Source organism: Actinocatenispora comari (assembly GCF_017312725.1).
GTDB lineage: Bacteria > Actinomycetota > Actinomycetes > Mycobacteriales > Micromonosporaceae > Actinocatenispora > Actinocatenispora comari.
In genome coordinates, this window is the sequence record NZ_BOPO01000064.1 from 69,228 (window position 1) to 92,948 (window position 23,721).

At 73.5% G+C, this 23,721-nt stretch carries 19 protein-coding genes and 1 pseudogene; 13 read left to right on the forward strand and 7 right to left on the reverse strand.

Annotation, left to right across the window (positions count from 1 at the left end; all coding sequences use genetic code 11):
* Position 1: 1 nt before the first annotated feature.
* Together NUM_RS18635 and NUM_RS18640 are read left to right on the forward strand one after the other, a co-directional pair.
* Positions 2-1,120, forward strand: a complete 1,119-nt coding sequence (locus NUM_RS18635; RefSeq protein WP_207126156.1) for a CU044_5270 family protein — start codon at positions 2-4, stop codon at positions 1,118-1,120.
* Complete coding sequence (locus NUM_RS18640) at positions 1,120-3,360, forward strand: hypothetical protein (protein ID WP_207126157.1); 2,241 nt, start codon at positions 1,120-1,122, stop codon at positions 3,358-3,360. The genes NUM_RS18635 and NUM_RS18640 overlap by 1 nt, the downstream gene beginning before the upstream one ends.
* 132 nt (positions 3,361-3,492) lie before the next feature.
* On the opposite strand, the gene NUM_RS18645 is transcribed toward NUM_RS18640, so the two are convergent.
* Positions 3,493-4,491 (reverse strand): aldo/keto reductase, encoded by a 999-nt coding sequence (locus NUM_RS18645; RefSeq protein ID WP_207126158.1) that lies wholly within the window; start codon positions 4,489-4,491, stop codon positions 3,493-3,495.
* Positions 4,488-4,919: a VOC family protein gene (locus NUM_RS18650; protein ID WP_207126159.1), complete on the reverse strand. Its 432-nt coding sequence runs from the start codon at positions 4,917-4,919 to the stop codon at positions 4,488-4,490. The genes NUM_RS18645 and NUM_RS18650 overlap by 4 nt, the downstream gene beginning before the upstream one ends.
* Positions 4,920-4,983: 64 nt before the next feature.
* Between NUM_RS18650 and NUM_RS18655 the strand changes: the two genes are divergently transcribed.
* The 6 genes from NUM_RS18655 to NUM_RS18680 all read left to right on the forward strand — a co-directional run bounded on the left by NUM_RS18655 (position 4,984) and on the right by NUM_RS18680 (position 12,408).
* On the forward strand, positions 4,984-5,607 hold the full coding sequence (locus NUM_RS18655) for a TetR/AcrR family transcriptional regulator (protein WP_207126160.1): 624 nt from the start codon (positions 4,984-4,986) through the stop codon (positions 5,605-5,607).
* Positions 5,608-5,927: 320 nt separating this feature from the next.
* The gene (locus tag NUM_RS18660; RefSeq protein WP_225918679.1) at positions 5,928-8,660 is read left to right on the forward strand and encodes an ATP-binding protein; all 2,733 of its coding nucleotides are present in this window, start codon (positions 5,928-5,930) and stop codon (positions 8,658-8,660) included.
* Between the two features lie 415 nt (positions 8,661-9,075).
* On the forward strand, positions 9,076-10,785 hold the full coding sequence (locus tag NUM_RS18665) for a nitrite/sulfite reductase (protein WP_207126161.1): 1,710 nt from the start codon (positions 9,076-9,078) through the stop codon (positions 10,783-10,785).
* Positions 10,782-10,937, forward strand: coding sequence for a hypothetical protein (locus NUM_RS18670; protein WP_207126162.1), 156 nt, complete (start codon positions 10,782-10,784; stop codon positions 10,935-10,937). Before NUM_RS18665 ends, NUM_RS18670 begins: the two co-directional genes overlap by 4 nt.
* Complete coding sequence (locus NUM_RS18675; protein ID WP_225918680.1) at positions 10,934-11,632, forward strand: phosphoadenylyl-sulfate reductase; 699 nt, start codon at positions 10,934-10,936, stop codon at positions 11,630-11,632. The genes NUM_RS18670 and NUM_RS18675 overlap by 4 nt, the downstream gene beginning before the upstream one ends.
* A complete protein-coding gene (locus NUM_RS18680; RefSeq protein WP_225918681.1) occupies positions 11,629-12,408 on the forward strand; it encodes a sirohydrochlorin chelatase in 780 nt (259 codons plus the stop codon). The genes NUM_RS18675 and NUM_RS18680 overlap by 4 nt, the downstream gene beginning before the upstream one ends.
* Positions 12,409-12,674: 266 nt before the next feature.
* On the opposite strand, the gene NUM_RS18685 is transcribed toward NUM_RS18680, so the two are convergent.
* Together NUM_RS18685 and NUM_RS18690 are read right to left on the reverse strand one after the other, a co-directional pair.
* Complete coding sequence (locus tag NUM_RS18685) at positions 12,675-12,929, reverse strand: WhiB family transcriptional regulator (RefSeq protein ID WP_207126164.1); 255 nt, start codon at positions 12,927-12,929, stop codon at positions 12,675-12,677.
* Positions 12,930-13,237: 308 nt separating this feature from the next.
* Positions 13,238-14,161, reverse strand: a complete 924-nt coding sequence (locus NUM_RS18690; RefSeq protein ID WP_207126165.1) for a diacylglycerol/lipid kinase family protein — start codon at positions 14,159-14,161, stop codon at positions 13,238-13,240.
* A 126-nt stretch (positions 14,162-14,287) separates the two neighbouring features.
* On the opposite strand from NUM_RS18690, the gene NUM_RS18695 reads away from it, so the two are divergent.
* Together NUM_RS18695 and ctaD are read left to right on the forward strand one after the other, a co-directional pair.
* A complete protein-coding gene (locus tag NUM_RS18695; protein ID WP_207126166.1) occupies positions 14,288-14,680 on the forward strand; it encodes a hypothetical protein in 393 nt (130 codons plus the stop codon).
* A 234-nt stretch (positions 14,681-14,914) separates the two neighbouring features.
* Positions 14,915-16,648 (forward strand): aa3-type cytochrome oxidase subunit I, encoded by a 1,734-nt coding sequence (gene ctaD / locus NUM_RS18700; RefSeq protein ID WP_207126197.1) that lies wholly within the window; start codon positions 14,915-14,917, stop codon positions 16,646-16,648.
* A gap of 76 nt (positions 16,649-16,724) precedes the next feature.
* Here ctaD and NUM_RS18705 read toward each other — a convergent pair whose 3' ends face one another.
* On the reverse strand, positions 16,725-17,315 hold the full coding sequence (locus tag NUM_RS18705) for an isochorismatase family protein (protein ID WP_207126167.1): 591 nt from the start codon (positions 17,313-17,315) through the stop codon (positions 16,725-16,727).
* A 224-nt stretch (positions 17,316-17,539) separates the two neighbouring features.
* Between NUM_RS18705 and NUM_RS18710 the strand changes: the two genes are divergently transcribed.
* The gene (locus NUM_RS18710; RefSeq protein ID WP_207126168.1) at positions 17,540-18,160 is read left to right on the forward strand and encodes a ClpP family protease; all 621 of its coding nucleotides are present in this window, start codon (positions 17,540-17,542) and stop codon (positions 18,158-18,160) included.
* Positions 18,161-18,162: 2 nt separating this feature from the next.
* Positions 18,163-18,792, forward strand: a complete 630-nt coding sequence (locus tag NUM_RS18715; RefSeq protein WP_207126169.1) for a ClpP family protease — start codon at positions 18,163-18,165, stop codon at positions 18,790-18,792.
* 471 nt (positions 18,793-19,263) lie between these two features.
* On the opposite strand, the pseudogene NUM_RS37940 reads toward NUM_RS18715, so the two are convergent.
* Together NUM_RS37940 and NUM_RS18725 are read right to left on the reverse strand one after the other, a co-directional pair.
* Positions 19,264-19,519, reverse strand: a pseudogene (locus NUM_RS37940) (helix-turn-helix domain-containing protein); the annotation flags it as partial.
* A gap of 182 nt (positions 19,520-19,701) precedes the next feature.
* A complete protein-coding gene (locus tag NUM_RS18725) occupies positions 19,702-20,982 on the reverse strand; it encodes a nicotinate phosphoribosyltransferase (RefSeq protein ID WP_225918682.1) in 1,281 nt (426 codons plus the stop codon).
* A gap of 280 nt (positions 20,983-21,262) precedes the next feature.
* Here NUM_RS18725 and NUM_RS18730 point away from each other — a divergent pair, with 280 nt between their 5' ends.
* Positions 21,263-23,719 carry a WS/DGAT domain-containing protein gene (locus NUM_RS18730; protein ID WP_207126171.1) on the forward strand — a complete coding sequence of 819 codons (2,457 nt, stop codon included), beginning with the start codon at positions 21,263-21,265 and terminating at the stop codon, positions 23,717-23,719.
* Positions 23,720-23,721 lie beyond the last annotated feature (2 nt).

Here is a 23,721-nt window from a genome sequence, read left to right on the forward strand (position 1 = left end):
GATGGACGACCTCGACCCACTGCGGCGGCTGCGCGCCGAGCTGCCCGACCCGACGCCGCAGGCGCTGAGCGCCGCGCGCACCTTGCTGACCAGCCGGATCGCCGCCGCGGATCCCGCGCCGGCCCGCCCGCGCCGGTCGCTGTCCTGGCGCTCGGCGCTGGTCCGGCGGCTCGCGATCGGTGTCGCCGGGGCCGCCGCGGTGGCCGTCGGTGCCGGCGTCGTCGTCGCGACCGGCGCGAACCACGGGTCCACGCCGCCGCCCGGCGCGGCCGGCAGCCACTCCGCCGGTACGGCGACGGTGACGACACCGGGGGCGGCGCTGAGCCTCGCCGCCGACCACACCGCCAAGGCCGGCGACCCGGTTCTCGGCCGCGGCCAGTACCGGCACGTGACCACCGACAGCTGGAACGCCGAGACCGTCGCCGGGGTGCGCTTCCTCGTCAAGATCCGGGTGGAGCTCTGGCAGCCGGCGAGCGCGGACGGTGTCTGGTGGTGGCGCGACGCGGGCCCGCTGGACTGGAAGTTCCCCAGCGCCGCGGACGAGCGGAAGGTGCGCGCCGCCGAGCCGGACGCGCTGCACAAGGAGGTCTCGCTGGCCAGCGGCCACTACGGGCAGCGGGAGACCACCCCGCCCGGCGAACCGGCGGTGTCCTCCCACCAGCCCGAGTGGGACCTGCCCACGCCGGCGTTCCTGGCGAAGCAGCCCCGGGACCCGCGGAAGCTGCTCGCCGCGATCGAGGCGGCGCAGCAGGACAGTTCACTGGCCAAGGCGGACCGGCCGACCCTGGCGTTCCTGTCCATCGCGGACGCGCTGGCCAGCGGCATCGTGCCCGCCGACCTGCGCGCGTCGCTCTACCGGGCGGTGAAGCTGATCCCGGGCATCACGCTGACCTCGACGAGCGCCGAGATCAACGGCCGCAAGGGCGTCTCGGTGTCCAAGCTCAGCCCGTACGGGATCATGCAGCAGGAGATCGTCTTCGACGCCCGGACCGGCGAGTTCCTCGGCGAGCGGCAGACCGTGCACAAGTCGATCGGGGACGCGAAGCACCTGCCGGTCGGCAGCCTGTACCGGTCGACGGCGGTCACCGTCGACGTCACCGGCAACCCGAAGCTGTTCTGATGTCGCGTCCGATGACGCCGGCCGGGATGCTGCCCGGCCGGCGGCCGCGATCGGTCGGCGTGGCGCCGGTCCGGCTCACCGTGGCGATCGCCGCCACCCTCGCCGCGACGGTACCGGCCGCCGCGGTCGGGGCCGGTCCCGCCTCGGCGGCGCCCACCCCGACCGCGACCCGGGAACCCGCCCCGACCGCAGGGCCGGCGCGCGCCGGGTCCGCGGCGGCGTCGACCGCGGCCGGGACGATCGTGCAGCTGCCGACCGGGGAACGGATCCGGGTGCGCCGCACCGGCGGCCTGTCACGGGTGAGCCGGCTGCCCGGCGACCACACCCCGCTGTCGGTCGTCACCGCCGGCGGCCACGTGTACGCGGTGCCGCCGGAGGCGACGCCCTACCTGGGCCGGGGGCTCGACCTGAGCCTGTTCGACGTGGCCGCGCTGGCCCGGCGCGGCGCCGCCGCGCTGCCGGTGACGTTGAGCTTCACCGGTACCCGCCGCGCGGTGCCCGGCGTGCACGCCGACTCCGCCACCCGGGGCGAGCTGCGCTCACCGGCGACGTTCGGCGCCGCGCTGCGGGCCGCGATCCGGCGCGACCCGGCCGGCGCGCGCGCCGCCGGGACCCCGGTACCGGGGCTGCGCCGGATGACGCTTTCCGACGTCGCCGGTGCGGTCGCCGAGCCGCACTTCCCGATGCACACGCTGACCGTGCGGCTCACCCCGCCAGCCGGCAGCACCGTACTCGGCATGGCGGTACTGGTCACCGACGCCGACGACAGCCGTGCCTTCAGCCGGTACGTGCCGATCGGCCCGAACGCCGACGCGAAGATCTCCGTACCGGCCGGCCACTACCTGATGGTCGGCGACGTGGTGACCGCGAACGCGTCCGGTGGGTTCGGCGCCGAGTACGTGCCGATCGCCGCCGACTACGCGGTGACCGGCGACGGCCAGACGGCGGCGCTGGACGCGGACGACGCCACCGCGACCGCCGGCTTCACCACCCCGGACGCCTCGACCCTGGTGTCGGTCGGGATGGACGTGGTCACCACCGACGGGACGCACGAGGCCCCGCCCGGCATCGCGTACTCGTATGCCGAGGAGGGGCAGGTACGGGTGCAGCCGACGCCGCGGCCCGCGCACGGCGTGCTGGAGCTCGACGCGTACGAGCACCGGACGGGCGCCGGCGGGGACGACTACCACCTGACCGCCGAGTGGCTGCGCGGCGTACCCGCCGACCTGCATCGCGCGCCCGCCCGCGACGAGTTCGCCACGGTGGTCGACACTGTGCCGGCCGACGGCAGCGCCGGCGGCGTCTCGTACGGTCGCGGCCCGGTCTACCCGGACCTGCGCGGCGCCGAGGAGATCGACCCGCCGGTCGCCGCCACCCGGCACGTCGACCACCTGTACGGGCCGGCCGACGTGCGGTGGGTGGCGAGCGTGTACCGCACCGCCGACGCCACGACCGGCACCGGCGACGGGATGGACTCGGTGCCGGTGCGCTACCGGGCCGGCCGCCGCTACCCGGTGCGGTGGTTCGCGCCGGCGCTCGGGTCCGGCTTCGCCGCAGGCAGCCCGTTCCCCCGGCCGTACGCGGTGGCCTGCCGCACCGCCGACCAGCTGTCGCTGTCGCTGGCCGAGGAACTCGACGCCGACCCGGACCACAGCGGCTCCGTCTCGCCCGGTGACACCACCGGCTACGAGCACCTCACGGTGACCGCGGACGGGGTGCCGGTGGCGGACGTGGCGGACACCGGGTCGGTGACCGCGACGGTGCCGGCGCCAGCACACCGGTACCGGATCGAGCAGACGGTGCGGCGGGCGGCGCTGGGCTTCACGACCGCGAGCACCGTGCGGTCGACCTACACGGTGGCCTCGGCCGCCGGTGCCGGCGGACCGCTGCCGGCCGGTTGGAGCTGCGACGCGGCCGGCGCCGACCCGACGGTACTGCCGCTGCTGACGCTCACCGCGCGGTTGCCGGGCACGGTCGCCACGGGTGGCGCCACCGCCGTCGTCACGGTCGGGCACGTGTCCGGCGTGGCCGCGGTACCGGCGACCGGCCTGACCGCCGCGACCAGCGTCGACGGCGCCAGCTACCGGTCGGCACCGGTCACCGCGCTGGGCCACGGCCGCTACCGGGTCACGCTGCCACCCGCCGCCAGCGGTACCGCGGTCTCGCTGCGGCTGGCCACCGCCGACGCGGCCGGATCGACCCTCACCCGCACCGTCACCGACGCGTACCGGGTGGGCTGAGGCCGCGGCGCTCCCCGGTCGAGGCGGCCGGGGAGCCCCGCGGGCGCTCAGCCGTCGAGGCGCCCGGGGAGTCCTGGCGGGCGCTCAGCCGTCGAGGTGCCCGGGAGCCCTGGCGGGCGATCCGCGGTCTCGTCAGATCGCCGCCGCGCCGAAGACCCACGGCGTCGTCTGCTCGATGAACTCGGTCGGGAAACCGGGCGCGAACCCGGTCGCGGCCGTCAGCCGTCGCAGCTGTTCGGGTTCGAGCGAGACGTCGAGACACCCGAGGTTGTCGACCAGCTGCTCCGTGGTGCGGGCGCCGATCATCGGCAGTACCGTGGGGGAGCGTTGGCGGATCCAGGCCAGCGCGACCTGCGCCGGGGTGGCCCCCAGCTCGTCGGCCACCGACCGCACCACCCGCGCGACGTCCAGGTCGTGCCGGTCGATCGAGCCCGGGTCGAGCCGGCCCCGCGCCGGCGCCTCCGGCGCGTCGTACTTGCCGGAGAGCACCCCGCCGCCCAGCGGGCTCCACGCGGTCACGGCCAGCCCGAACGCCGCTGCCATCGGCAGCAGCTCGCGTTCGGCGTCGCGCTGGAGCAGGCTGTACGGCACCTGCAGGCCGGCGAAGCCGGTCCAGCCGCGCCACTGCGCCAGGGTGTTCGCGCGGGCGACCACCCAGGCCGGCGCGTCGGAGATGCCGACGTAGAGCACCTTGCCGGCGGCGACCGCGTCGTCCAGGGCACGCACGGTCTCCTCGATCGGCGTGTGCCGGTCCCACAGGTGCACCCAGTAGATGTCGACGTGGTCGGTGCGCAGCCGGCGCAGGCTGGTCTCCAGCGACAGCCGCAGGTTCTTGCGGTGGTTGCCGCCGCCGTTGGGGTCGGTGGCGTCCCGGGTGACGGTGTACTTCGTGGCGAGCACGAACCGGTCCCGGCGCCGGGCCAGGAGTTCGCCGACGATCTGCTCGCTGGCGCCACCCCGGTAGTTGATCGCCGTGTCGATCACGTTGCCGCCGGCGTCTGCGTACGCGTCGAGGATCCGGCGGCACTCGGCCGGCGGGGCGCCGACGCCGCCCTGCTCGCCGAACGTCATCGCACCCAGTACGAGCTCGGCGACGCGCAGCCCGGTCGGGCCGAAGGTGCGGTACCTCACCCGAACATCGCCGCCACGTGCGCGGCGAGCTCGTCCGCCGGGACGTCCCGGAGGTGCTGGTCGAGGGCCCAGCGGTGCCCGGACGGGTCGAGGAACTGCGCGGTCCGGTCGCCCCAGAACGCATCGTGCGGCGCCTCGAACTCCGTCGCGCCGGCGGCCAGCGCCCGGTGCCAGGCGGCGTCCACGTCGGGCACCGCCAGGTGGAACGCGGTCGGGGTACCGCCGAGCGCCGCCGGCGTGCGCATGCCGGCGGCCGGCGCCTCGCCCGCGACGGCCAGGACGGTGTCGCCCAGTCGCAGCTCCACCGTGAGCGGCCGGCCGTCGGGCAGGTCGACCCGGCTCGTCTCGTGCGCGCCGAGCGCCTGCCCGTACCACTCGGCCGCGGCCTGCGGATCGTCGACCACGAGATGTACGGCTAGTTGTGTCATGGCGATGACCATACATAGTGTTCAGTCATGATGTCCAGACGTACGATCCGGTAGGGTTGCCGGGGTGAGTGCCCGCCGTGACGAACCCGCCGCCAACGCGCCCGAGCTTCGTGAACGCGTCCTCGACGCGTTCCGCGACCTGCTCCGGGAGCGCACCTTCGAGTCGCTCAGCGTGGCCGAGATCATCGCCGCGGCCGGCGTCTCCCGGGCGAGCTTCTACTTCTACTTCGCCGGCAAGCAGGCGGCGCTGGCCGAACTGGTGCGCCGCGCGGTCGGCGCCGGCCACCAGGCCGCCCAACCCTGGACCGAGCCCGGCACTGCCGCACCGGTCGACCCGCGGGCGGCGCTGCGGGCCGGGATCGACGCCGGCGCCACGCTGTGGCTGGACAACGCCGGCGTGCTCCGCGCGATCGTCGAGAGCTGGGGTTCCGACCCGCAACTGCGCGAGCTGTGGCTGGGCCAGATGGCGACGTTCACCGCCGCCGCCGCGGAGCGGATCCAGGCTGATCCGGAGGCGATGCGCCGGCTCGCCGGTACCGACGTGACCGCCGTCGCCGCCTCGCTCACCTGGCTGGGCGAGCGGCTGTACTACCTGGCCGCGTGCGGCGTGCCACCGTTCGACGACCGTGCGGTGCTGGTCGACACGCTGCACCACGTGTGGATCTCGACGTTGTATCCGGGCGGCTAGGTATACCTAGGGCTCGGCGGGTGGCGGTAGGTATGCCTAGCGGCGTCGTGGTGTGGATCTAGGTATCTGGCCGGGGCAAAGATAGGTAATCGATGCCGATGTGGGTGGCTCCTTACCAGCGCAGGATCGACACGTACCTGATGACTGGTGGGAGGAACCATGTACAGCAACCCCGAAGTACTGCTCGACCTGGCCAACGGCTACCAGCAGGATCATCTGGAGGCCGCCGGCCGGGCCCGTCTGTTCGCCGCGCGCAAGCGGGGCGCTCACCGTCGTACGCGCCGGCAGCCGGCGGCGCGGAGCACGGCTACTGTGGATCCGTGCGCGGGTGGGATGGCAACGGTCCGATGATGGTCGGCCGGGACGGCGAGCTTCGTCGGCTGGCGGAGCTCGCCACAGCAGGCCGGTCCGAGGTGGTCGTCATCGCCGGGGAGCCCGGTATCGGGAAGACCCGGCTGGTCGCCGAGCTGACCCTCGGCCTGCCGACCGACACCAAGATCTTCATCGGGCACGCCGAGCCCGGCTCGCTGTCCCGGCCCTACGAGGTGCTGCTGGACGCGATCGACGGGCGGCCGGGCGTGTCCGAGGCGATGCTGGACGAGCTGACCGACCCGCACCGCAGCCCGGTGGAACGGCTGCACACCGGCCTGACCCTGCTCTCCGGCCAGATCGGCGACGCGCCCGCCGTGATCGTCTTCGAGGACCTGCACTGGGCCGACTCGGAGAGCGCCGCCCTGTTCGAGCGGCTCGCCGAGCAGGACGGCCCGCGCCTGCTGATCGGCACGTACCGGCCGGACGAGGTGTCGGTGCGCCAGCCGATCGGCGCCCTGCTGGCCCGGATGGAGCGCCGGCACACCCTCACCCACCTTCGGCTGGGCCGGCTCACCGAGGCCGACACCGCCGCGTTCGTCGCCTCCGCCGCCGGCCGCCCCGCCTCGTACCGGACCATCGCCGCGCTGCACCACCGCACCGGCGGCAACCCGTTCTTCCTGGAGGAGCTGCTGCGGTCGGCGCCCGACGACGTCGAGTCGCTCGGTGACGCGCCGCTGCCGTGGAGCCTCGCCGAGGCGCTGCGCCGGCAGGTCGAGGCGCTCCCGGCCGACGCCCGGCACCTGGTCGAGGCGGCCGCGGTGCTCGGCTACCGGATCCCGTTCGACCTGCTCGCCGCGGTCACCGGTACCGACGAGGACACGCTGATCGGCGCGCTGCGCGAGCTGGTCGAGTCCGGCGTACTGGTCGAGTCCGGAGAGGACGAGTTCAGCTTCCGGCACGCCCTGGTGCGCGAGTCGATCACCGGCGCGATGCTGGCCCGGCAGCGTCGCCGGATGCACGAGTCGGCGCTGGAGGTGCTGCTCACCGACGACGACGCGGACCCGGCGCTGATCGCCCACCACGCCTCCGCCGCCGGCCGGTACGACGACGTCGTCGCCGCGGCCCGCCGCGGTGCCCCGCTGTACCTGTCGATCGGCTCCGCCTACCAGGCGTTGCAACTGGCCGAGACCGGGCTGGACGAGGTACCCGACGACGTCGAGCTGCTGTCCTACGCCGCCCGCGCCGCCTGGCTGGTCAACCTGCTCGACGAGGCGGTCCGGTACGCCCGCGCGTGGCGGGACCATGCGGTCACGGTCACCGACCGGATCGACGCGCTGCACCTGCTGACCCGGGCGGCGTTTGACGCCGGCGAGATCGCCGAGACGCGGGAGGCGGCCCGCCAGGTCGAGCAGCTCGTCGCCGGCCTGGCGCCGGGCCCCGAGGCGGCCCGGGCGATGACGGCGCTCGCGCAGGCGATGGCGGCCGTCCAGGACGACGCCGCGACCATCGAGTGGGCCGACCGGGCGATCGCCCTCGCCACCGAGCTGGACCTGCCGAGGCTGCGGCTGGCCGCGCTGGTGGAGAAGGGCGCCACCATGACCGACCGGGCCGACACCGCCCCGGACGGCTGGGCGATCCTCGCCGACCTGGTGGACGAGGCGGAACAGTGCGGCGAGTGGGTGCTGGCCGCCCGCGCGCTCAACTACCTGATCCAGGACCTGCCGCCGTCGCTGCCGGCCGACCACGGCCGGCTGCTGGAGCGGATGCGCATCGACGCCGAGCGCGCCGGCTTCGAGCAGATGGCCGTCGCCGCGTACTACTCCGGCCGGGCCCGGCTGGCCACCCGCGAGGGCGACCTCACCGGTGCGATCGAGGCGCTGGAGGCGGGCCGCCGGCTCAACCGCGGCTGGCGGCGACGCGGCCGCCGCGCCGACTACCACGGCCACTTCCTGACCGGGCTCTACCTGGAGGCGGGGCGCCTGGACGACGCCGCCGCGGTGCTCGGTGAGCTGCGCGCACAGCCGCAGATGGTGGCCACCGCGGTGCCGGGGCTGGCGTTCCACCTGGCCGCCCGGCGCGGTGATCCGGACCTGAACACGTGGCTGGACGAGTACCAGGTGGCGCTGACCAAGCAGTCCTGGCGGGACGGGGAGCAGGCGCACGACCTGATCTCGGCCGCGCTGTTCGCCGACCTGCCGCTGTCCCGGGTCGACCAGCTGCACGCCGACCTGTTCACCGCCGAGTCGTGGCCGCCGCACCGGCAGCTGGTCGACGCGCAGGTGGACGAGGCGCACCAGCGGTACGCCCAGGCGCTGGACGGCTACCGGGCGGTCGCCGACGCGCCGCTGCTGCTGCCGTCGGTCGGTGCCACCGCGAACGTCGGCGCCGCCCGCTGCCTGCTCGCGCTCGGCCGGCCGGACGAGGCGCGCCGGGAGGCCGAGGTGGCGGGCCGGAAGCTGTGCCGCTGGGGCGGGTGGCGGGTCGGCCAGCTGACCGCGGTACGCGCCGAGCTCGGCCTGACCGGATCCGTGACCGCCACGGCCGACTCCGCGGACGCGCTGACCCGCCGGGAGCGCGAGGTGGCGCGGCTGATCGCGGCCGGGCTGACCAACGCCGAACTGGCCCACACGCTGCACATCTCGCCGAAGACGGCGGCCGTGCACGTGTCGAACATCCTGCGCAAGCTGGCGGTGTCCTCCCGCACCGAGGTCGCCGCCCGGCTCGGTGGCTCCGATGGCTGACCCGCGCCGTGTCGCGAACGGCGCTCGGCCGGTGACGCCGGCAGAGACGCGGGTCACTGTGGACTTTCCGGCGAATGTTCGGCATGGGAAGCTTTGCGGTATGAGTGCCGCGGTGCAGCGCAGGTTGGTGGTGCGACGTCACGTCGACCACTGCCGCGTGCACAGCGCCATCTGTTGCCCGGTCGTCTGAGCGACCGTGGCTGCCGCCGCTGCGCGGCGTTCCGCCCGGGTTCCTCGGCTCGGTTGCCGCGTGTCGGCACAGCCGCCCCGGCAGCAGCACCGCCCGGTCGCCGTACGGCCAATCCTCTGATCCGATCCGCCGTGCCGTGCCACCCGGGAGCACACCGACGTCCTCCCTGCTGCGGGTGATGTGCGGCGGTCCGTCTGCTCGCACTCCGCGCCGGAAAGGACCGATATGCCGGCCAGCACCACCACCAGTACCGTTCCCACCGCGCCGGGCACCGCCCGACCGTCCCGTACCGCCCGGCCGGCCCGGCCGAAGGGCCAGGGCCAGTGGGCCAACGGGCACCGGGAGCCGCTCAACGGCAACGAACAGCAGAAGAAGGACGATGACGGGCTGAACGTCCGGGCCCGGATCGAGAACATCTACGCGCACCGCGGCTTCGACTCGATCGACCCCGCCGACAAGCGCGGCCGGTTCCGCTGGTGGGGGCTGTACACGCAGCGCAAGCCGGGCATCGACGGCGGCCGCACCGCGGTGCTGGAACCCGAGGAGCTGGAGGACCGGTACTTCATGCTCCGGGTCCGGGTCGACTCCGGGCAGCTCGACCTCGACCAGGTGCGCACGATCGCCGGCATCTCCCGGGAGTTCGGCCGGGACACCGCCGACCTGACCGACCGGCAGAACATCCAGCTGCACTGGGTGGAGATCGAGAACGTGCCGGAGATCTGGCGCCGGCTGGAGGCGGTCGGCCTGTCCACCACCGAGGCCTGCGGCGACGTGCCGCGGGTCATCCTGGGCAGCCCGGTCGCCGGCGTGGCCGCGGACGAGAAGATCGACGCCACCCCGGCGATCCGCGAGATCACCGACCGGTACCTGGGCAGCAAGGAGTTCTCCAACCTGCCACGCAAGTACAAGACGACGGTGTCCTGGCTCGCCGACACCCCGTACGAGGCGAACGACATCGCGTTCCTCGGTGTCGAGCACCCCGAACACGGGCCTGGCTTCGACGTGTGGGTCGGCGGCGGGCTGTCCACCAACCCGATGCTCGCCAAGCGGCTCGGCGTCTGGGTACCGCTGGCCGACGTGCCGCGCGTCTGGTGGGGCGTGACGAGCATCTTCCGCGACTACGGGTACCGCCGGCTCCGGGCCCGGGCCCGGATGAAGTTCCTGGTGGCCGACTGGGGCGTGGCGAGGTTCCGCGAGGTGCTGGAGACCGAGTACCTGAAGCGACCGCTCGCCGACGGCCCGGCGCCGGCGCGCACCGCGCCGATCGACCACGTCGGCGTGCACCGGCAGGCCGACGGCAACTTCTACGTCGGGGTGTCGCCGGCGGTGGGCCGGGTGTCCGGCACGCTGCTCGGCAAGCTCGCCGACGTGGCCGCCGCGCACGGCTCGGGCCGGGTGCGGACCACCCCGTACCAGAAGCTGCTGGTGCTGGACGTGCCGGAGTCCGAAGTGGACTCCCTCGTGACCGACCTGGCCGGGATCGGGCTGTCGGCGACCCCGTCGTACTGGCAGCGTTCCGCGCTGGCCTGCACCGGGATCGAGTTCTGCAAGCTCGCGATCGTCGAGACCAAGCAGCTGACCGCCGACCTGATCGCCGAGCTGGAACGGCGGGTGCCGGAGCTCGACGTACCGATCACGGTGCACGTCAACGGCTGCCCGAACGCGTGCGCCCGTACCCAGGTGGCCGACATCGGTCTGAAGGGCCAGCTGGTGCTCGACGCCGAGGGCCGGCAGGTCGGCGGCTTCCAGGTACATCTCGGCGGCGGGCTCGGCCTGGACGCCGGGTTCGGCCGCAAACTGCGCGGCCTGAAGGTGACCGCGACCGAGCTGCCCGACTACGTGGAGCGGCTCGCCCGTCGCTACCTGTCCGACCGCGAGCCGGACGAGCGGTTCGCCCAGTGGGTGGTCCGCGCCGACGAGGAGGACCTGACGTGACCGAACGAATCGTTCCGTACCACTGCCCGTACTGCGCGGGCGAGGACATCCGTCCACATGGGACGCAGCACGGCGAGTGGGAGTGCCGGGAGTGCGCCCGGGTCTTCGCGGTGCGCTTCGTCGGCCTGCTCGCCGCCGAGGACGTCCGGTGAGCGGCCGGGACCCGGCGGCGCTGCGCGCGGTGGCGCTGCGGGCCGGGCGGGAGCTGGAGGGGGCGCCGGCCGAGGAGATCGTGGCCTGGGCGGTCGAGGAGTTCGGGGACCGGTTCTGCGTCACGTCCTCGTTCGCCGACGCGGTACTGGCGCACGTGGTGTCCCGGGTCAAGCCGGGTGTCGACGTGGTGTTCCTCGACACCGGGCTGCACTTCACCGAGACGCTGGACGTCCGGGACCGGGTGGCGCGGGACATGGCGGTCAACGTCCGTTCGATCCGGCCGGCGCTGACCGTGGGCCGGCAGGACGCCGAGTACGGGCCGCGGCTGTTCGAGCGCGACCCCGACTCGTGCTGCGGGCTGCGCAAGGTGGAGCCGCTCGCCGAGGCGCTGGAACCGTACGACGCGTGGGCCACCGGGCTGCGCCGGGACGAGTCGCCGACCCGCGCCGACACCAAGGTGGTCGACTACGACGCGAACCGCAACATGGTCAAGGTGGCGCCGATCGCGGCCTGGACACAGTCCGATGTGGACGCCTACGTGGCCCGGCACCACGTGCCGGTCAACGACCTGATCCGGCAGGGGTACGCGTCGGTCGGCTGCTGGCCGTGCACCCGCCGCACCGCGCCGGGGGAGGACCCGCGGGCCGGCCGCTGGCCACTGTTCGACAAGGTCGAGTGCGGGATCCACTCGTGACCCCGCCGGTTCGGGGCGGCTTCGCGGACACCGCGCTGTTGCTGGTGGCGCACGGGAGCCGGGATCCGCGTTCCGGCGCGGCGATCGAGGCGTTGGCGGCGCGGGTCGCGGCGGCCCGGCCGGGGACCCGGGTGGCCGTGGCGTCGCTGGAACATCGCGGTCTCCGACCGGTACCGGTCGCCCGGGAGCTGGCCGCCGCCGGCGCCGCCGGCATCACTGCGGTGCCGCTGCTGCTGACCGACGCGTACCACTCGACGGTCGACGTGCCCGCGGTCACCGCCGAGATCCGTGCGAGCCTGCCGCACCTGCCGATCGCCCGTACCGGAGTGCTCGGCCCGGACGGGTTGCTGTCGGCCGCGCTGGCCGACCGGCTCGCCGAGCTCGGTGTGTCCGGTGTGGACGGACTGGTACTGGCCGCGGCCGGTACCAGCGACCGGGCGGCGCGGCACGGCATCGCCCAGGTGGCGGCGGAGTTCGCGGCACGCCGCGGGGTTCCCGGTGCGGTCGCGTTCGCGGCCGGCGCCGGCCCGGACGTACCGACCGCGGTGGGCCGGTTGCGGTCGACCGGCGCGCGCCGGATCGCGGTGCTGTCGTACTTCCTTGCCCCGGGCCGGTTGCACGACCGGATCGTGGCCGGCGCACGGGGCTGCGGGGTGCCGGTGAGCGCACCGTTCGCGGACACCGGGCCGGTCGCCGAGCTCGTGCTGCGCCGGGCCGACCGGGCCTGGGATTCCGTTCCCCGGCAGCGAACCGCGCTGTCGGTGTCGGCCCACTGACCGACCGTGTCATCCTCCATTGTGGACGGGGGCCGACCCGGAGTCGGCCGCCGCCGCGGATGCGGTGCGGGGCTGGGCATCGCACACCCGGCGGAAGCTCGTCGGTGGCCCCGACGGCGGTCGCTCGACTCCCGCCGTTCCGGCACCGCTGGTACGCAAGGCTAACGACCGGCGCGGAGATGCGTGACGCACCAACATGATGCGGACAGCACGATGCCCCGGACCTGATCGGTCCGGGGCATCGGCGCGCTTTGCGTCTTCGGGTGTCAGGCGGTCCGAGCCTGCACGTGCAGGCCGCGACGGCGCTTCAGCGAACGTCGCTCGTCTTCGCTCATTCCGCCCCACACACCGGCATCCTGGCCGGACTCCAGAGCCCACTGCAGGCAGGCTTCGGAGACCGGGCAACGCCGGCAGACCGCTTTGGCCTGCTCAACCTGCAGCAGGGCCGGACCGGAGGTGCCGATCGGGAAGAACAGCTCCGGGTCCTCGTCGCGGCAGACGGCACGATGGCGCCAGTCCATGAGGGCAACACTCCTCGGGTCGTGTAGTTGCTACCGGTGGCTTTGTGGTTTGTCTCGCGTGCCGCCCCAGGCACGCGCCGACAGGCGTGTCACTCGCTTGTGAATACTTTCACGAACTCACGCGATGTCAAGGGGAAACCGGAAGAAAGTCGAACGCGGTGAGTAACGTCACCGCACATATGTTCGGACTTGTCCGGATTTACCGCCCTGATTTGGCGACTCCGTGAAACGCACCCGCGGTGCAAGCAACCGCTCTGTTCGTAGCCCCTGATGTCCGTGCCCCAGGCACGCACACCCACGTCTCACCGTCAGCAGACTACGCGCAAAGCCTCCGGTGCGGAGCGAAACGTGATTTCGTCGCGCTCGTCAAGGTAATCACCATCGACCTGAAACGCCAGGGGTGTCAGGCAACTCAGCGTGAATTCGGAGATATCGTGCAGGGCGACCACCCGTTTGCCGCGTGGCCTGGCCCGCAACGACAGTGTCTGCTGCACCACTCGTAACGATGCGGCCAGCGGAAGACCACGCAGCGCAAGCACGTCCAGTCCGGTGTCGAAAGCGGCGTCCGGGTTGGGATTCACCGGGTGGCTGCCGAAGTAGGTCCACGGCGCGGTGTTCTGCACGATCGCGAGCGACAGGTGCCGCTGCGGCTCCGCGCCCGGCCGGGACAGCGTGATCGGCGCCGTGCGCCGATCGGTGCCGGTGAGGTACTGCAACAACGCGGACCGTACGTACAGCCCCTTGGTCGCGGTGTGCCCCCGGGTGCGCGCCTGCTCGACCCGCTGGATCGTGGCCGCGTCCAACCCCAGCCCCGCCGAGCAGGTGAACCAGCGGTCGTCGGCCCGGCCCAGCCCGATCGTGCGGGTCCGCTTCTCCCGCAGTGCCTCCAGGATCACGCCGGTGCCCTCGGCCCAGTCGGCCGGCAGCCCCAGGGCGCGGGCGAACACGTTCGTCGACCCGCCCGGTACGACCGCGAGTGCCGGCACCTGCGGCCCCGGCCCGTCGGTCAACATGCCGTTGACGACCTCGCTGACCGTCCCGTCGCCGCCGAGGGTCACGATCACCTCGACGTCACCGCGCGCCGCCTCGCGGGCCAGTTGCGCCGCGTGGCCCCGGCCCTCGGTGTAGCCGACCTCCAGGTCGACCTCGCTGCGCAGCGCCCGGGCCAGCACGTCACGACTGCGCTCAGTGGTGGTGGTGGCGTTCGGGTTCACCACCAGCAGCGCGCGCATGACCAGCAATCTACCCAACCGCAGTACCGCACCGGTCGGCGCGCACCGCGGTCCGCCGCCGGACGGTCGGGGCGTGGCGGCCTGCCGGGCACCGCCGTGCCGCGACCCGTCAGTACCCTGTGGGGCGTGTCCGAACCGGAGCGCCGGGTGCTGCCGGCCACCCTCAAGATCGCCGTCGGGCTGCTCTGGGCGGAGGGCGTCGCGCTGTTCGCGTTGGGCATCTGGCTCGTGGTCGCCTCGTTCACCGGCCGGCCCACCGACCGTGCCGCGAGCATCACCGAGGCGGTCGTCACCGTGGTGCTCGGGCTGCTGCTCGGCGTCCTCGGCTACCTGCTGGTCCGCCGGCACGCCTGGGCCCGGGGCCCGGTCATCGTGCTGCAACTGATGCTGCTCGCCATCGGCTACTTCATGATCAGTGCCGGGGTGGTGTGGGCCGGGGTCCTCGTCATCGCGCTCGGCCTGGTCGTCGCCGGCCTGCTGATCGCCCCCGCCAGCCGCGAGAGCCTCGGCATCCACTGACCCGGCCACGCGCCGGCCGGCTCTCCGGGCCGCCGATCGGGGCGCCCACCAGGCATTGCGGCCGCGACACCCGACGCCGGAGCGCCCCGGTCGGGGGACTATTCTGCGCGAGGGTGTGGCTCGGGCTGGGCAGGTGACTGCCGAACCGTCCGGGCCGCACGTGCGCCGGCGCCCCCCGTCGGCGTGGACAGCAACAGGAGGGCTTTCGTGACCACCGTCGCTCCCAGGCCGCCGGTGCCGAAGCAGCCGAGCGCACCGAAGCCGATCGTGACTCGGCCGTGGCCGGTGCACGAGACGCCGCGGGGCTCGTGGCTGGCGCGCACGATCCGCACCACGGACGCGAAGCAGATCGGGATCATGTACATGGTCACGGCCTTCGCGTTCTTCCTGGTCGGCGGCTTGCTGGCGCTGCTGATGCGGGCGGAGCTGGCCCGGCCGGGCATGCAGTTCCTGTCGCCCGAGCAGTACAACCAGCTGTTCACCATGCACGGCACGATCATGCTGCTGATGTTCGCGACGCCGATCGTCTTCGCGTTCGGCAACTACATCGTGCCGCTGCAGATCGGCGCACCCGACGTGGCGTTCCCGCGGCTGAACGCGTTCGCGTACTGGCTGTACCTGTTCGGCAGCACCCTGGTGGTCGCCGGCTTCATCACCCCGGGCGGCGCGGCCGATTTCGGTTGGTTCGCCTACCAGCCGCTCGCCGGCGCCGCCAACTCGCCGGGCGCCGGTGCCACGCTGTGGTTCGTCGGCCTGATGATCTCCGGTCTCGGCACGATCCTCGGCTCGGTCAACCTGGTCACCACGGTGCTGACGCTGCGCGCGCCGGGCATGACGATGTTCCGGCTGCCGATGTTCACCTGGGCGCTCACCGTCACCGCGCTGCTCGCGCTGCTGGTGTTCCCGATCCTCGCCGCCGCGCTCGCGGCCGCGGTCGCCGACCGGGTCCTCGGCACCCACGTGTACGACTCCGCCACCGGCGGCGCGATGCTCTGGCAGCACCTGTTCTGGTTCTTCGGCCATCCCGAGGTGTACATCGTCGCGTTGCCCTTCTTCGGGATCATCTCCGAGGTGATCCCGGTGTTCAGCCGCAAGCCGCTGTTCGGCTACAAGGGCATGGTCGGCGCGCTGATCGGGATCGCCGCGCTGTCGATGACGGTGTGGGCACACCACATGTTCGCCACCGGGCAGGTGCTGCTGCCGTTCTTCTCGCTGCTGAGCTTCCTGATCGCGGTGCCGACCGGGATGAAGTTCTTCAACTGGATCGGCACCATGTGGCGCGGCCAGTTGACGTTCGAGTCGCCGATGTTGTTCTCCATCGGCTTCCTGGTGACGTTCCTGTTCGGCGGGTTGTCCGGGGTGCTGCTGGCCTCGCCGGCGATCGACTTCCACGTCTCGGACACGTACTTCGTCGTGGCGCACTTCCACTACGTGCTGTTCGGCACCATCGTGTTCGCCGTCTACGCCGGGGTCTACTTCTGGTTCCCGAAGATGACCGGCCGGATGATGGACGAGCGGCTCGGCAAGCTGCACTTCTGGCTCACCGTGATCGGTTTCAACGGGACGTTCCTGGTGCAGCACTGGCTGGGCGCCGAGGGCATGCCCCGCCGGTACGCCGACTACCAGGCCGCGGACGGGTTCACCACGCTGAACACGATCTCCACCCTCGGCGCGTTCATCCTGGGCATCTCGACGCTGCCGTTCCTGTGGAACGTGTACAAGTCGTACAAGAGCGGCCCGGTCGTCGAGGTCGACGACCCGTGGGGCTACGGCAACTCGCTCGAGTGGGCCACCAGCTGCCCGCCGCCGCTGCGCAACTTCGACCGAATGGTGCGCATCCGCAGCGAGCGCCCCGCCTTCGACCTCAAGTACCCGGAGCTGGAGGGCGTCGACCACCACGGCAACCTGCCGCCCGCGCCGGTCTCGCCGGCGCCGGCGATCAACGCCAGTGCCGAGAAGGACGACTGACCGACCCCGACACCACGGCGGCCCGCACCGAGCACGGTGCGGGCCGCCGTCGTTCGTGCCGCGGGGCGACGTCCGGTCACTCCACGTGCGGGGTGCCGGTCAGCTCGACGCCCGCGCCGGCCAGCTCGGCCAGCGCCGCGTCCACGGTCGGCCGGGCGACGCCGGCGGTCAGGTCGAGCAGCACCCGGGTCCGGAGCCCCTCCCGTACCGCGTCCAGCGCGGTCGCTCGCACGCAGTGGTCGGTGGCGATGCCGACCACGTCGACCGCGTCCACGTCGTGCCGTCGCAGCCACTCCGCCAGCGGCACCCCGTGCGCCTTGCCCTCGAACCCCGAGTACGCCGCGGCGTAGGCGCCCTTGTCGAACAGCGCCTCCAGCCGGCTGCGGTCGAGATCGGGATGCAGGTCGGCGCCGACCGTCCCGGCGACGCAGTGCGGCGGCCAGCTGTGCACGTAGTCGGGATCGGCGCTGAAGTGGTCGCCCGGGTCGAGGTGGTGGTCGCGGGTCGCGACGACGTGCGCCCAGCAGCGGTCCGCCTCGGCCGCCGCCTCGTTGGCGGCGAACAGCGACGTCAGCCGCCGTGCGATCGCCGAGCCGCCCGCCACCGCGAGCGAGCCACCCTCGCAGAAGTCGTTCTGTACGTCCACCACGATCAGTCCGGTTGCCACGGGACCCCTCCTTCGTCGCTTCGATTCTTGCGCGCCGGACGCCCCGATCCGGCCGATCCGGCAGTCAGCCGGCACACATCGGGGAGTCGGCCGCCCGGCCCGCTTCGCTGGCGGCTGATTCCGTCTGCTGACGGCAAAGAACCCTGTCCAGCGACCCTGGACTGCCGCACCGTTGGTCCCGAAGGCGCCGCAACCGGCGCGCCGGACCACGAGCGGGAGTGGGCATGCAAGCGTTCACGGGTGGATCGCTGACCGCGATCGGATCGATGGACGACCAGTTGGCCGGTCGGCTGCTGAGCCAGCGGATCATCGTGCTCGGCAGCGAGGTCGACGACGAGGTCGCCAACCGGCTGTGCACGCAGCTGTTGCTGCTGTCGGCCGAGGACCCGCGCGCCGACATCAGCCTGTACATCAACTCGCCGGGCGGGTCGGTGCTCGCCGGCCTGGCGATCTACGACGTGATGCGCCTGATCCCCAACGACGTCAGCACGCTGGCGCTCGGCATGGCCGGCAGCATGGCCCAGTTCCTGCTGACCGCCGGGACCAGCGGCAAGCGGTACGCGCTGCCCAACGCGCAGGTGCTGATGCACCAGGGTTCGGCTGGGCTCGGCGGCACCGCCGCCGACGTGGAGATCTACGCCAGCCAGCTGGAGCGGCTCGGCGCGCTGATGCACCGGCTGACCGGCGAGCACAGCGGCCAGTCCGCGGAGACGATCGCCGCGGACGGCCTGCGGGACCGCTGGTTCACCGCCGCGGAGGCGCGCGAGTACGGGCTGATCGACCACATCCTGGAGCACGTCGACGACGTGCGACCCACCTCAGGCAAGCGACGGATCGGAGTCTGACCATGTCCACGTACACGATTCCGACCGTGGTGGAGAAGACCGCGCTGGGGGAGCGGGCGTTCGACATCTACTCGCGGCTGCTGTCCGAGCGGATCATCTTCCTCGGCACCCCGATCGACGACGGCGTGGCCAACGTCGTCATCGCCCAGTTGCTGCACCTGGAGGCGGAGAGCCTCGATCTGGAGATCAACCTCTACATCAACTCGCCGGGCGGCTCGTTCAGCGCGTTGACGGCCATCTACGACACGATGCAGTTCGTTCGGCCCCACATCGCCACGCTGTGCGTCGGCCGCGCCTCGTCGGCCGCCGCCGTGCTGCTCGCCGCCGGTACACCGGGTCGGCGTGCGGTGCTGGAGCACGCCAAGGTGGTGCTGCACCAGCCGTCCACGGCGGAAGGGTCCTTCGACGTCGCCCAGGGCACGCTGCCGGACCTGGCCATCCAGGCCAAGGAGGTGGTGCGGCTGCGGTCCGAGATGGAGACGATCCTGAGCCGGCACACCGGCCACGACACCGGCAAGATCGCCGCCGACATCGACCGGAACAAGACGTTCACGGCGCAGCAGGCGGTCGACTACGGCATCGCCGACCAGATCCTCACCGTCCGTCCCGCACCACCGGGGACGAGCTGGTAGCCGCTCGGCGCCGGGTCGGCCAGGCACCCGGCGCCGAGCCCGGCGCGCCGGCCCTCTGACCGGGCGCCGTGCCGGCCGCGCCGGCACTTTAACCGGGCGCCATGTCGGCCGCGCCGCTCCTTGACCGGGCGCCGTGCCGGCCGTGCCGGCGCGCGGTCGGCACGGCTGGGCGGGCGTTGTTCGGTCAGGCGGCGCCGTCAGGCGGGCTGCTTGGTCAGGCGGCGCTGCACTGCACGTCGGGGATCCGCGGCGGGGTGACCGGGAAGCGACGCGACGCACCGCCCCCGGCCAGCCGCAACATCCGCAGCCTGGTCGGCGCGACCAGCGAGGCGGTCGGATCGGCCCACGACCCAGCCGGATCGTGCGGCAGCGGGGCAAGCTCGTCACGCAGGCCGAGGCGCACGTCCGGCCGGGCCCGGCTCGGGCGCCAGCCCGGCCCGGGGAGCACGCGGTCGGCGCTGAGGTCCCACAGCATCTCGGTCAGCAGCTCGGTCAGGTCGATGCCCAGCGCCGCGCATACCGCGGCCAGCACCTCCGACGACGCCTCCTTGCGGCCGCGCTCCAGCTCGGACAGGTACGCCATGGAGATCTGCGCCGCGCCGGCGACCTCGCTCAGCGTCCGGTCCTGGAACTGGCGGGCCCGGCGCAACACCCGGCCCAGCACCCGCCGCAGCAGCTCGGGTGCCGGGCGGTCGCGCTGCGCGGGCACCGCATCCGGTTGGGCCATCGACGCCTCCTCGGGGCAGGTTCGGAGTCCGCGTGCCGGGGAGTTGGCGACGAACCCGATCCCGTCCGACAGGCGCTGGTGGATACCGATCCCTCACCTATACCCGCTCCGCGTACCGGCCGGGGCGCCATTTCGCCACCGGCGTAACGAATGCCGGCGGCGCCGGGGCCACGGCCCGGCAGTCAGTTGCTGATCATGGTGACCGGGATGGCCGGGTCGCCGGCGGACAGCTTCAACCCGTCCCACGGGATCGACACCAGACACTCGGCCAGGTGCGCGCGGCTGCTCGCCAGGTCCGGCAGGTCGGCGGCCGGCTCGCCGCCCACCAGGTACGGCCGCTGCAGCGCCCGGTCGTGCGGCTCCGCGCTCGGCCGGCAGCGCGACGCGACGACCTCCTCCACCGCCGTGCCGGTCGGCTTGTGTCGGCGCACCGCGACCTTGCGCCCGCCCACGGTCCTCTTGTTCTCCGAGCGCTTCACCACCGGCCGGCCGTCCACCTCGACCAGCTTGTACACCAGCTGGGCGGTCGGCGCGCCGGAGCCGGTGACCACCGCGGTGCCCGCGCCGTACGCGTCGACCGGCGCCGCGGCCAGCGCCGCGATGGAGTGCTCGTCCAGGTCGCCGGAGACCACGATGCGGGTGTCCCGGGCGCCGAGCGAGTCGAGCAGCTCGCGCGCCTGTACCGCGATCACCGACAGGTCGCCGGAGTCGATCCGGATCGCGCCGAGCTGCGGCCCGGCCACCTCGATCGCGGTCCGGATGCCCTGGCTGATGTCGTACGTGTCGACCAGCAGGGTCGTGCCGACCCCGAGCGCCTCGATCTGCGAGGCGAACGCGTCCGCCTCCGAGTCGTGCAACAGCGTGAACGCGTGCGCCGCGGTACCGGCGGTCGGCACGCCGTAGCGCACGCCCGCCGCGACGTTGGAGGTGGACGCGAACCCGGCGAGGTAGGCGGCGCGGGCGGCCGCCACCGCGGCCTGCTCGTGGGTGCGCCGGGAGCCCATCTCGATGATCGGGCGGCCGTGCGCGGCGGTGACCATCCGGGCCGCGCCGGACGCGATCGCGCAGTCGTGGTTGAGCACCGACAGCAGCAGCGTCTCCAGCAGCACGCCGACCGCGAACGGGGCGGTGACCGTCAGGATCGGTGATCCGGGGAAGTAGAGCTCGCCCTCGGCGTACCCCTCGATGTCGCCGGTGAAGCGGTAGTCGGCGAGCCAGCCGGCGGTCCGGTCGTCCAGCACGTCCTGCCGCCGCAGCAGGTCCAGGTGCTCGTCGGTGAACCGGAACTCGCGGATCAGCTCGACCAGCCGTCCGGTGCCCGCGACCACCCCGTAGCGCCGGCCGTTGGGCAGCCGCCGCCCGAAGACCTCGAACACGCACGGCCGGTCGGCGGTGCCGTCGGCCAGTGCGGCCCGCACCATGGTCAGCTCGTACTGGTCGGTGAGCAGTGCGGTGGATTCCACGCCGTCTCCCGCATCGTCGCTGGCTGGGACGCTGCCGTACGCACGGCACGCCTCCGGGTCGCGGTCAGACTAGCCGCGCACCGGTCGGCCACCGACGGGCGCGCCGCCGATCGTGGCGGGCACGACCGGCGGGCACCGGCTGTGCGGGACGGAACAATGGCGCACAGCGGGCGTCAAACCGGCGTAACGTTTTGGCGGAAGATCGCCGAACGCTGGGGGACGGTGGATGGGCCCGGGTGCTGACGGGACACCGCGCCGAGTGCTCGTGGTCTCTGCCGACATGGGCGGGGGGCATCACGCGACCGGGCGGGCGCTGGAGGAGAGCGTCGAGCGGCACTGGCCGGGCAGCGAGGTGCGGTGGGTCGACACGCTCGACGCGATGGGCAGCTGGGTCGGTCCGCTGTTTCGCCGCATCTACGTGGCGAACGTGCAGACCACCCCCTGGATGTACGAGTTCTTCTACTCGGCGCTGTGGCGGCACCGCTGGTTCGCCACCGCGTCCAAGGCGACGCTGGCCGCCTGGTCGGGTCGGCGGCTCGCCACCGAGGTGGAGCGGTTCGACCCGGACCTGATCCTGTCGACCTATCCGATCGGTTCGGCCGGGATGTCCTGGCTGCGGCGTCGCCGGCTGCTCCCGGTGCCGGTGGGCGCCTGGGTGTCGGACTTCGCGCCGCATCCGTTCTGGCTCTACCGAGACCTGGACGCGACGTTCGTGATGCATCCCGCCGCGCTGCCGGCCGCCGAGCTGGCCGAACCGGGCATCGCGGCGCGGGCGACGGTGCCGACCGTGGAGCGCCGGTACCACCCGGGTGACCCGCAGCTGGAGCGGCCCGAGCTGGGCCTGCCCGCGGACCGCTTCGTGGTGCTGGTGAGCTGCGGTGCGTACGCGTTCGGCGCCATCACCGAGGCGGTCGACGCGCTGCTCGCCGCGTCCGGCGCGGTCCAGGTCGTGGTCGCCTGCGGCCGCAACGAGCGGCTGCGGGACACGCTGCTCGCCCGTGGTCTGCCCGGGGAGCGGCTGCTGCCGCTGGGCTGGGTGGCGGACACGGCGCCGCTGGTGCGCGCCGCGGACCTGGTGGTGACCAACGCGGGCGGCGCGACGTCGCTGGAGGCGCTGGCCACCGGTCGCCCGGTGGTGATGTTCCGGCCGATCGCCGCGCACGGCGCCGCGAACGCCGCGCTGATGAGCGTGTCCGGCCTGGCCGAGACGTGTTCGACGGCGGCGCAGCTGACCGCGCTGGTGTCGGCGCACGCGGCGGCCGGCGGGTCGGGCGGCGCGGAGAGCACGGCGGTCAAGGAGTACCTGGACGGGCACGACCCGGCGCTGGACCTGCCGGCGCTCGCCGCGAGCACCCCGCCGGCGCCGCCGGCGCCCACCCCGTCCGGGCGGATCCGTCCGGTCCGGCGGGCGTGGCCGCTGCGGCCGCCGGACTCGTTCTTCCTGCACGTGCAGACCCGGTCGATCACCCAGCAGGTCGGTGCGGTGATCACCGCGGAGCCGGAGCCGGGCGCCGCGCCGCTGACCGCCGAGGTGCTGGTGGACCGGATCGCCGCGGCGCTGCCGGTGCTGACCACGCTGCGCCGCCGGGTGGTTCCGCGGGGCGGCTGGCTGCGGCCGGGCTGGGTGGTCGACCCGACGATCCGGGTGGCCGACCACGTACACGAGGTCGTGGTGGCCGGCGAGGCGGAGCGGGCCGCGGCGCTGGACCGGTTCTGGTCCGAGCCGGTCTCGCTGCGCCGCCCGCCGTGGGAGCTGCTGCTGGTTCGCCGGTCCGACGGGGGCGGCGCACCGGCCGCCGTGCCCGGGTCGGCGTCCGGTGCCGGGTCGGGCGGTGCGGGCGGCTGCACGCTGGCGTTCAAGATGCACCACTCGATCGGCGACGGGCTGTCGCTGATCGGCACCCTGGACCGGATCCTGGAGACGCCGGGCCGCCGGGCGCTGCGCCGCCGGGGCGCCCCGCGGCAGCGGTCCCGCACGCTGAAGGGGATGGCGTTCGCGGCCAGCCGGGTGGTGCGGGGGATGTGGGAGCTGGGCACCAACGCCGGCGCACCGCGGCACCCGCTCAACCGGGAACTGACCGCGAACCGGCGCGGCGTGGTCACCGTGCCGCTGCCGACCGAGCAGGTGCGCGCCGCCGCCCGCCGGTACCGGGTGCGCAGCAGCGAGGTGCTGCTCGGGGTGCTGGCCGAGGCGTTGCACCGGGCCGGGGTGGCGGACGGGGTCGGCGCGCCGGACCGGTTGCGGACGATGCTGCCGGTGGCGATGGCCTCGGCGAACGGCGCCCGTACCGCCGGCAACCAGACCGGGGTGGTGTCGGTGGATCTGCCGGTGGGGCCGATGACGGTCACCGAGCGCATCCAGCGCATCCGCGGCGACCTGCACCGGCGGATGGATCTGGGTGAGCCGCACGCGGCGGCGTTCGTGATGCGGGCGCTCGGGATGTTCCCGGCGCCGGTGCACGCCTGGATGTCGCAGCGGGTGTACAACAGCCAGTTCTTCAACATGATCGCGTCCTACATCCCGGGTCCGTTGCAGCAGCGCCGGATCGCCGGGCACCGGCTGACCGCGGTGTACCCGGTGGTGGCGCTGGCCGAGGGGGTCCCGCTGGGGATCGGCATCATGCGCTACGCCGGCGTCACCGGCGTCTGCGTGCTGTACGACGAGTCGCTGCGCGGCATCGCCGAGCCGCTGGCCGAGGCGCTGCGCTCGGCGTTCGCCGACGCGCTGGAGCGGTGAGG

Coding starts and splice junctions, on each gene's coding strand:
- NUM_RS18635 (WP_207126156.1), top strand. CDS start 2: ATGGACGACCTCGACCCACTGCGGCGGCTGCGCGCCGAGCTGCCCGAC.
- NUM_RS18640 (WP_207126157.1), top strand. CDS start 1,120: ATGTCGCGTCCGATGACGCCGGCCGGGATGCTGCCCGGCCGGCGGCCG.
- NUM_RS18650 (WP_207126159.1), bottom strand. CDS start 4,919: ATGACACAACTAGCCGTACATCTCGTGGTCGACGATCCGCAGGCCGCG.
- NUM_RS18665 (WP_207126161.1), top strand. CDS start 9,076: ATGCCGGCCAGCACCACCACCAGTACCGTTCCCACCGCGCCGGGCACC.
- NUM_RS18685 (WP_207126164.1), bottom strand. CDS start 12,929: ATGGACTGGCGCCATCGTGCCGTCTGCCGCGACGAGGACCCGGAGCTG.
- NUM_RS18690 (WP_207126165.1), bottom strand. CDS start 14,161: ATGCGCGCGCTGCTGGTGGTGAACCCGAACGCCACCACCACCACTGAG.
- NUM_RS18710 (WP_207126168.1), top strand. CDS start 17,540: ATGCAAGCGTTCACGGGTGGATCGCTGACCGCGATCGGATCGATGGAC.
- NUM_RS18715 (WP_207126169.1), top strand. CDS start 18,163: ATGTCCACGTACACGATTCCGACCGTGGTGGAGAAGACCGCGCTGGGG.
- NUM_RS18730 (WP_207126171.1), top strand. CDS start 21,263: ATGGGCGGGGGGCATCACGCGACCGGGCGGGCGCTGGAGGAGAGCGTC.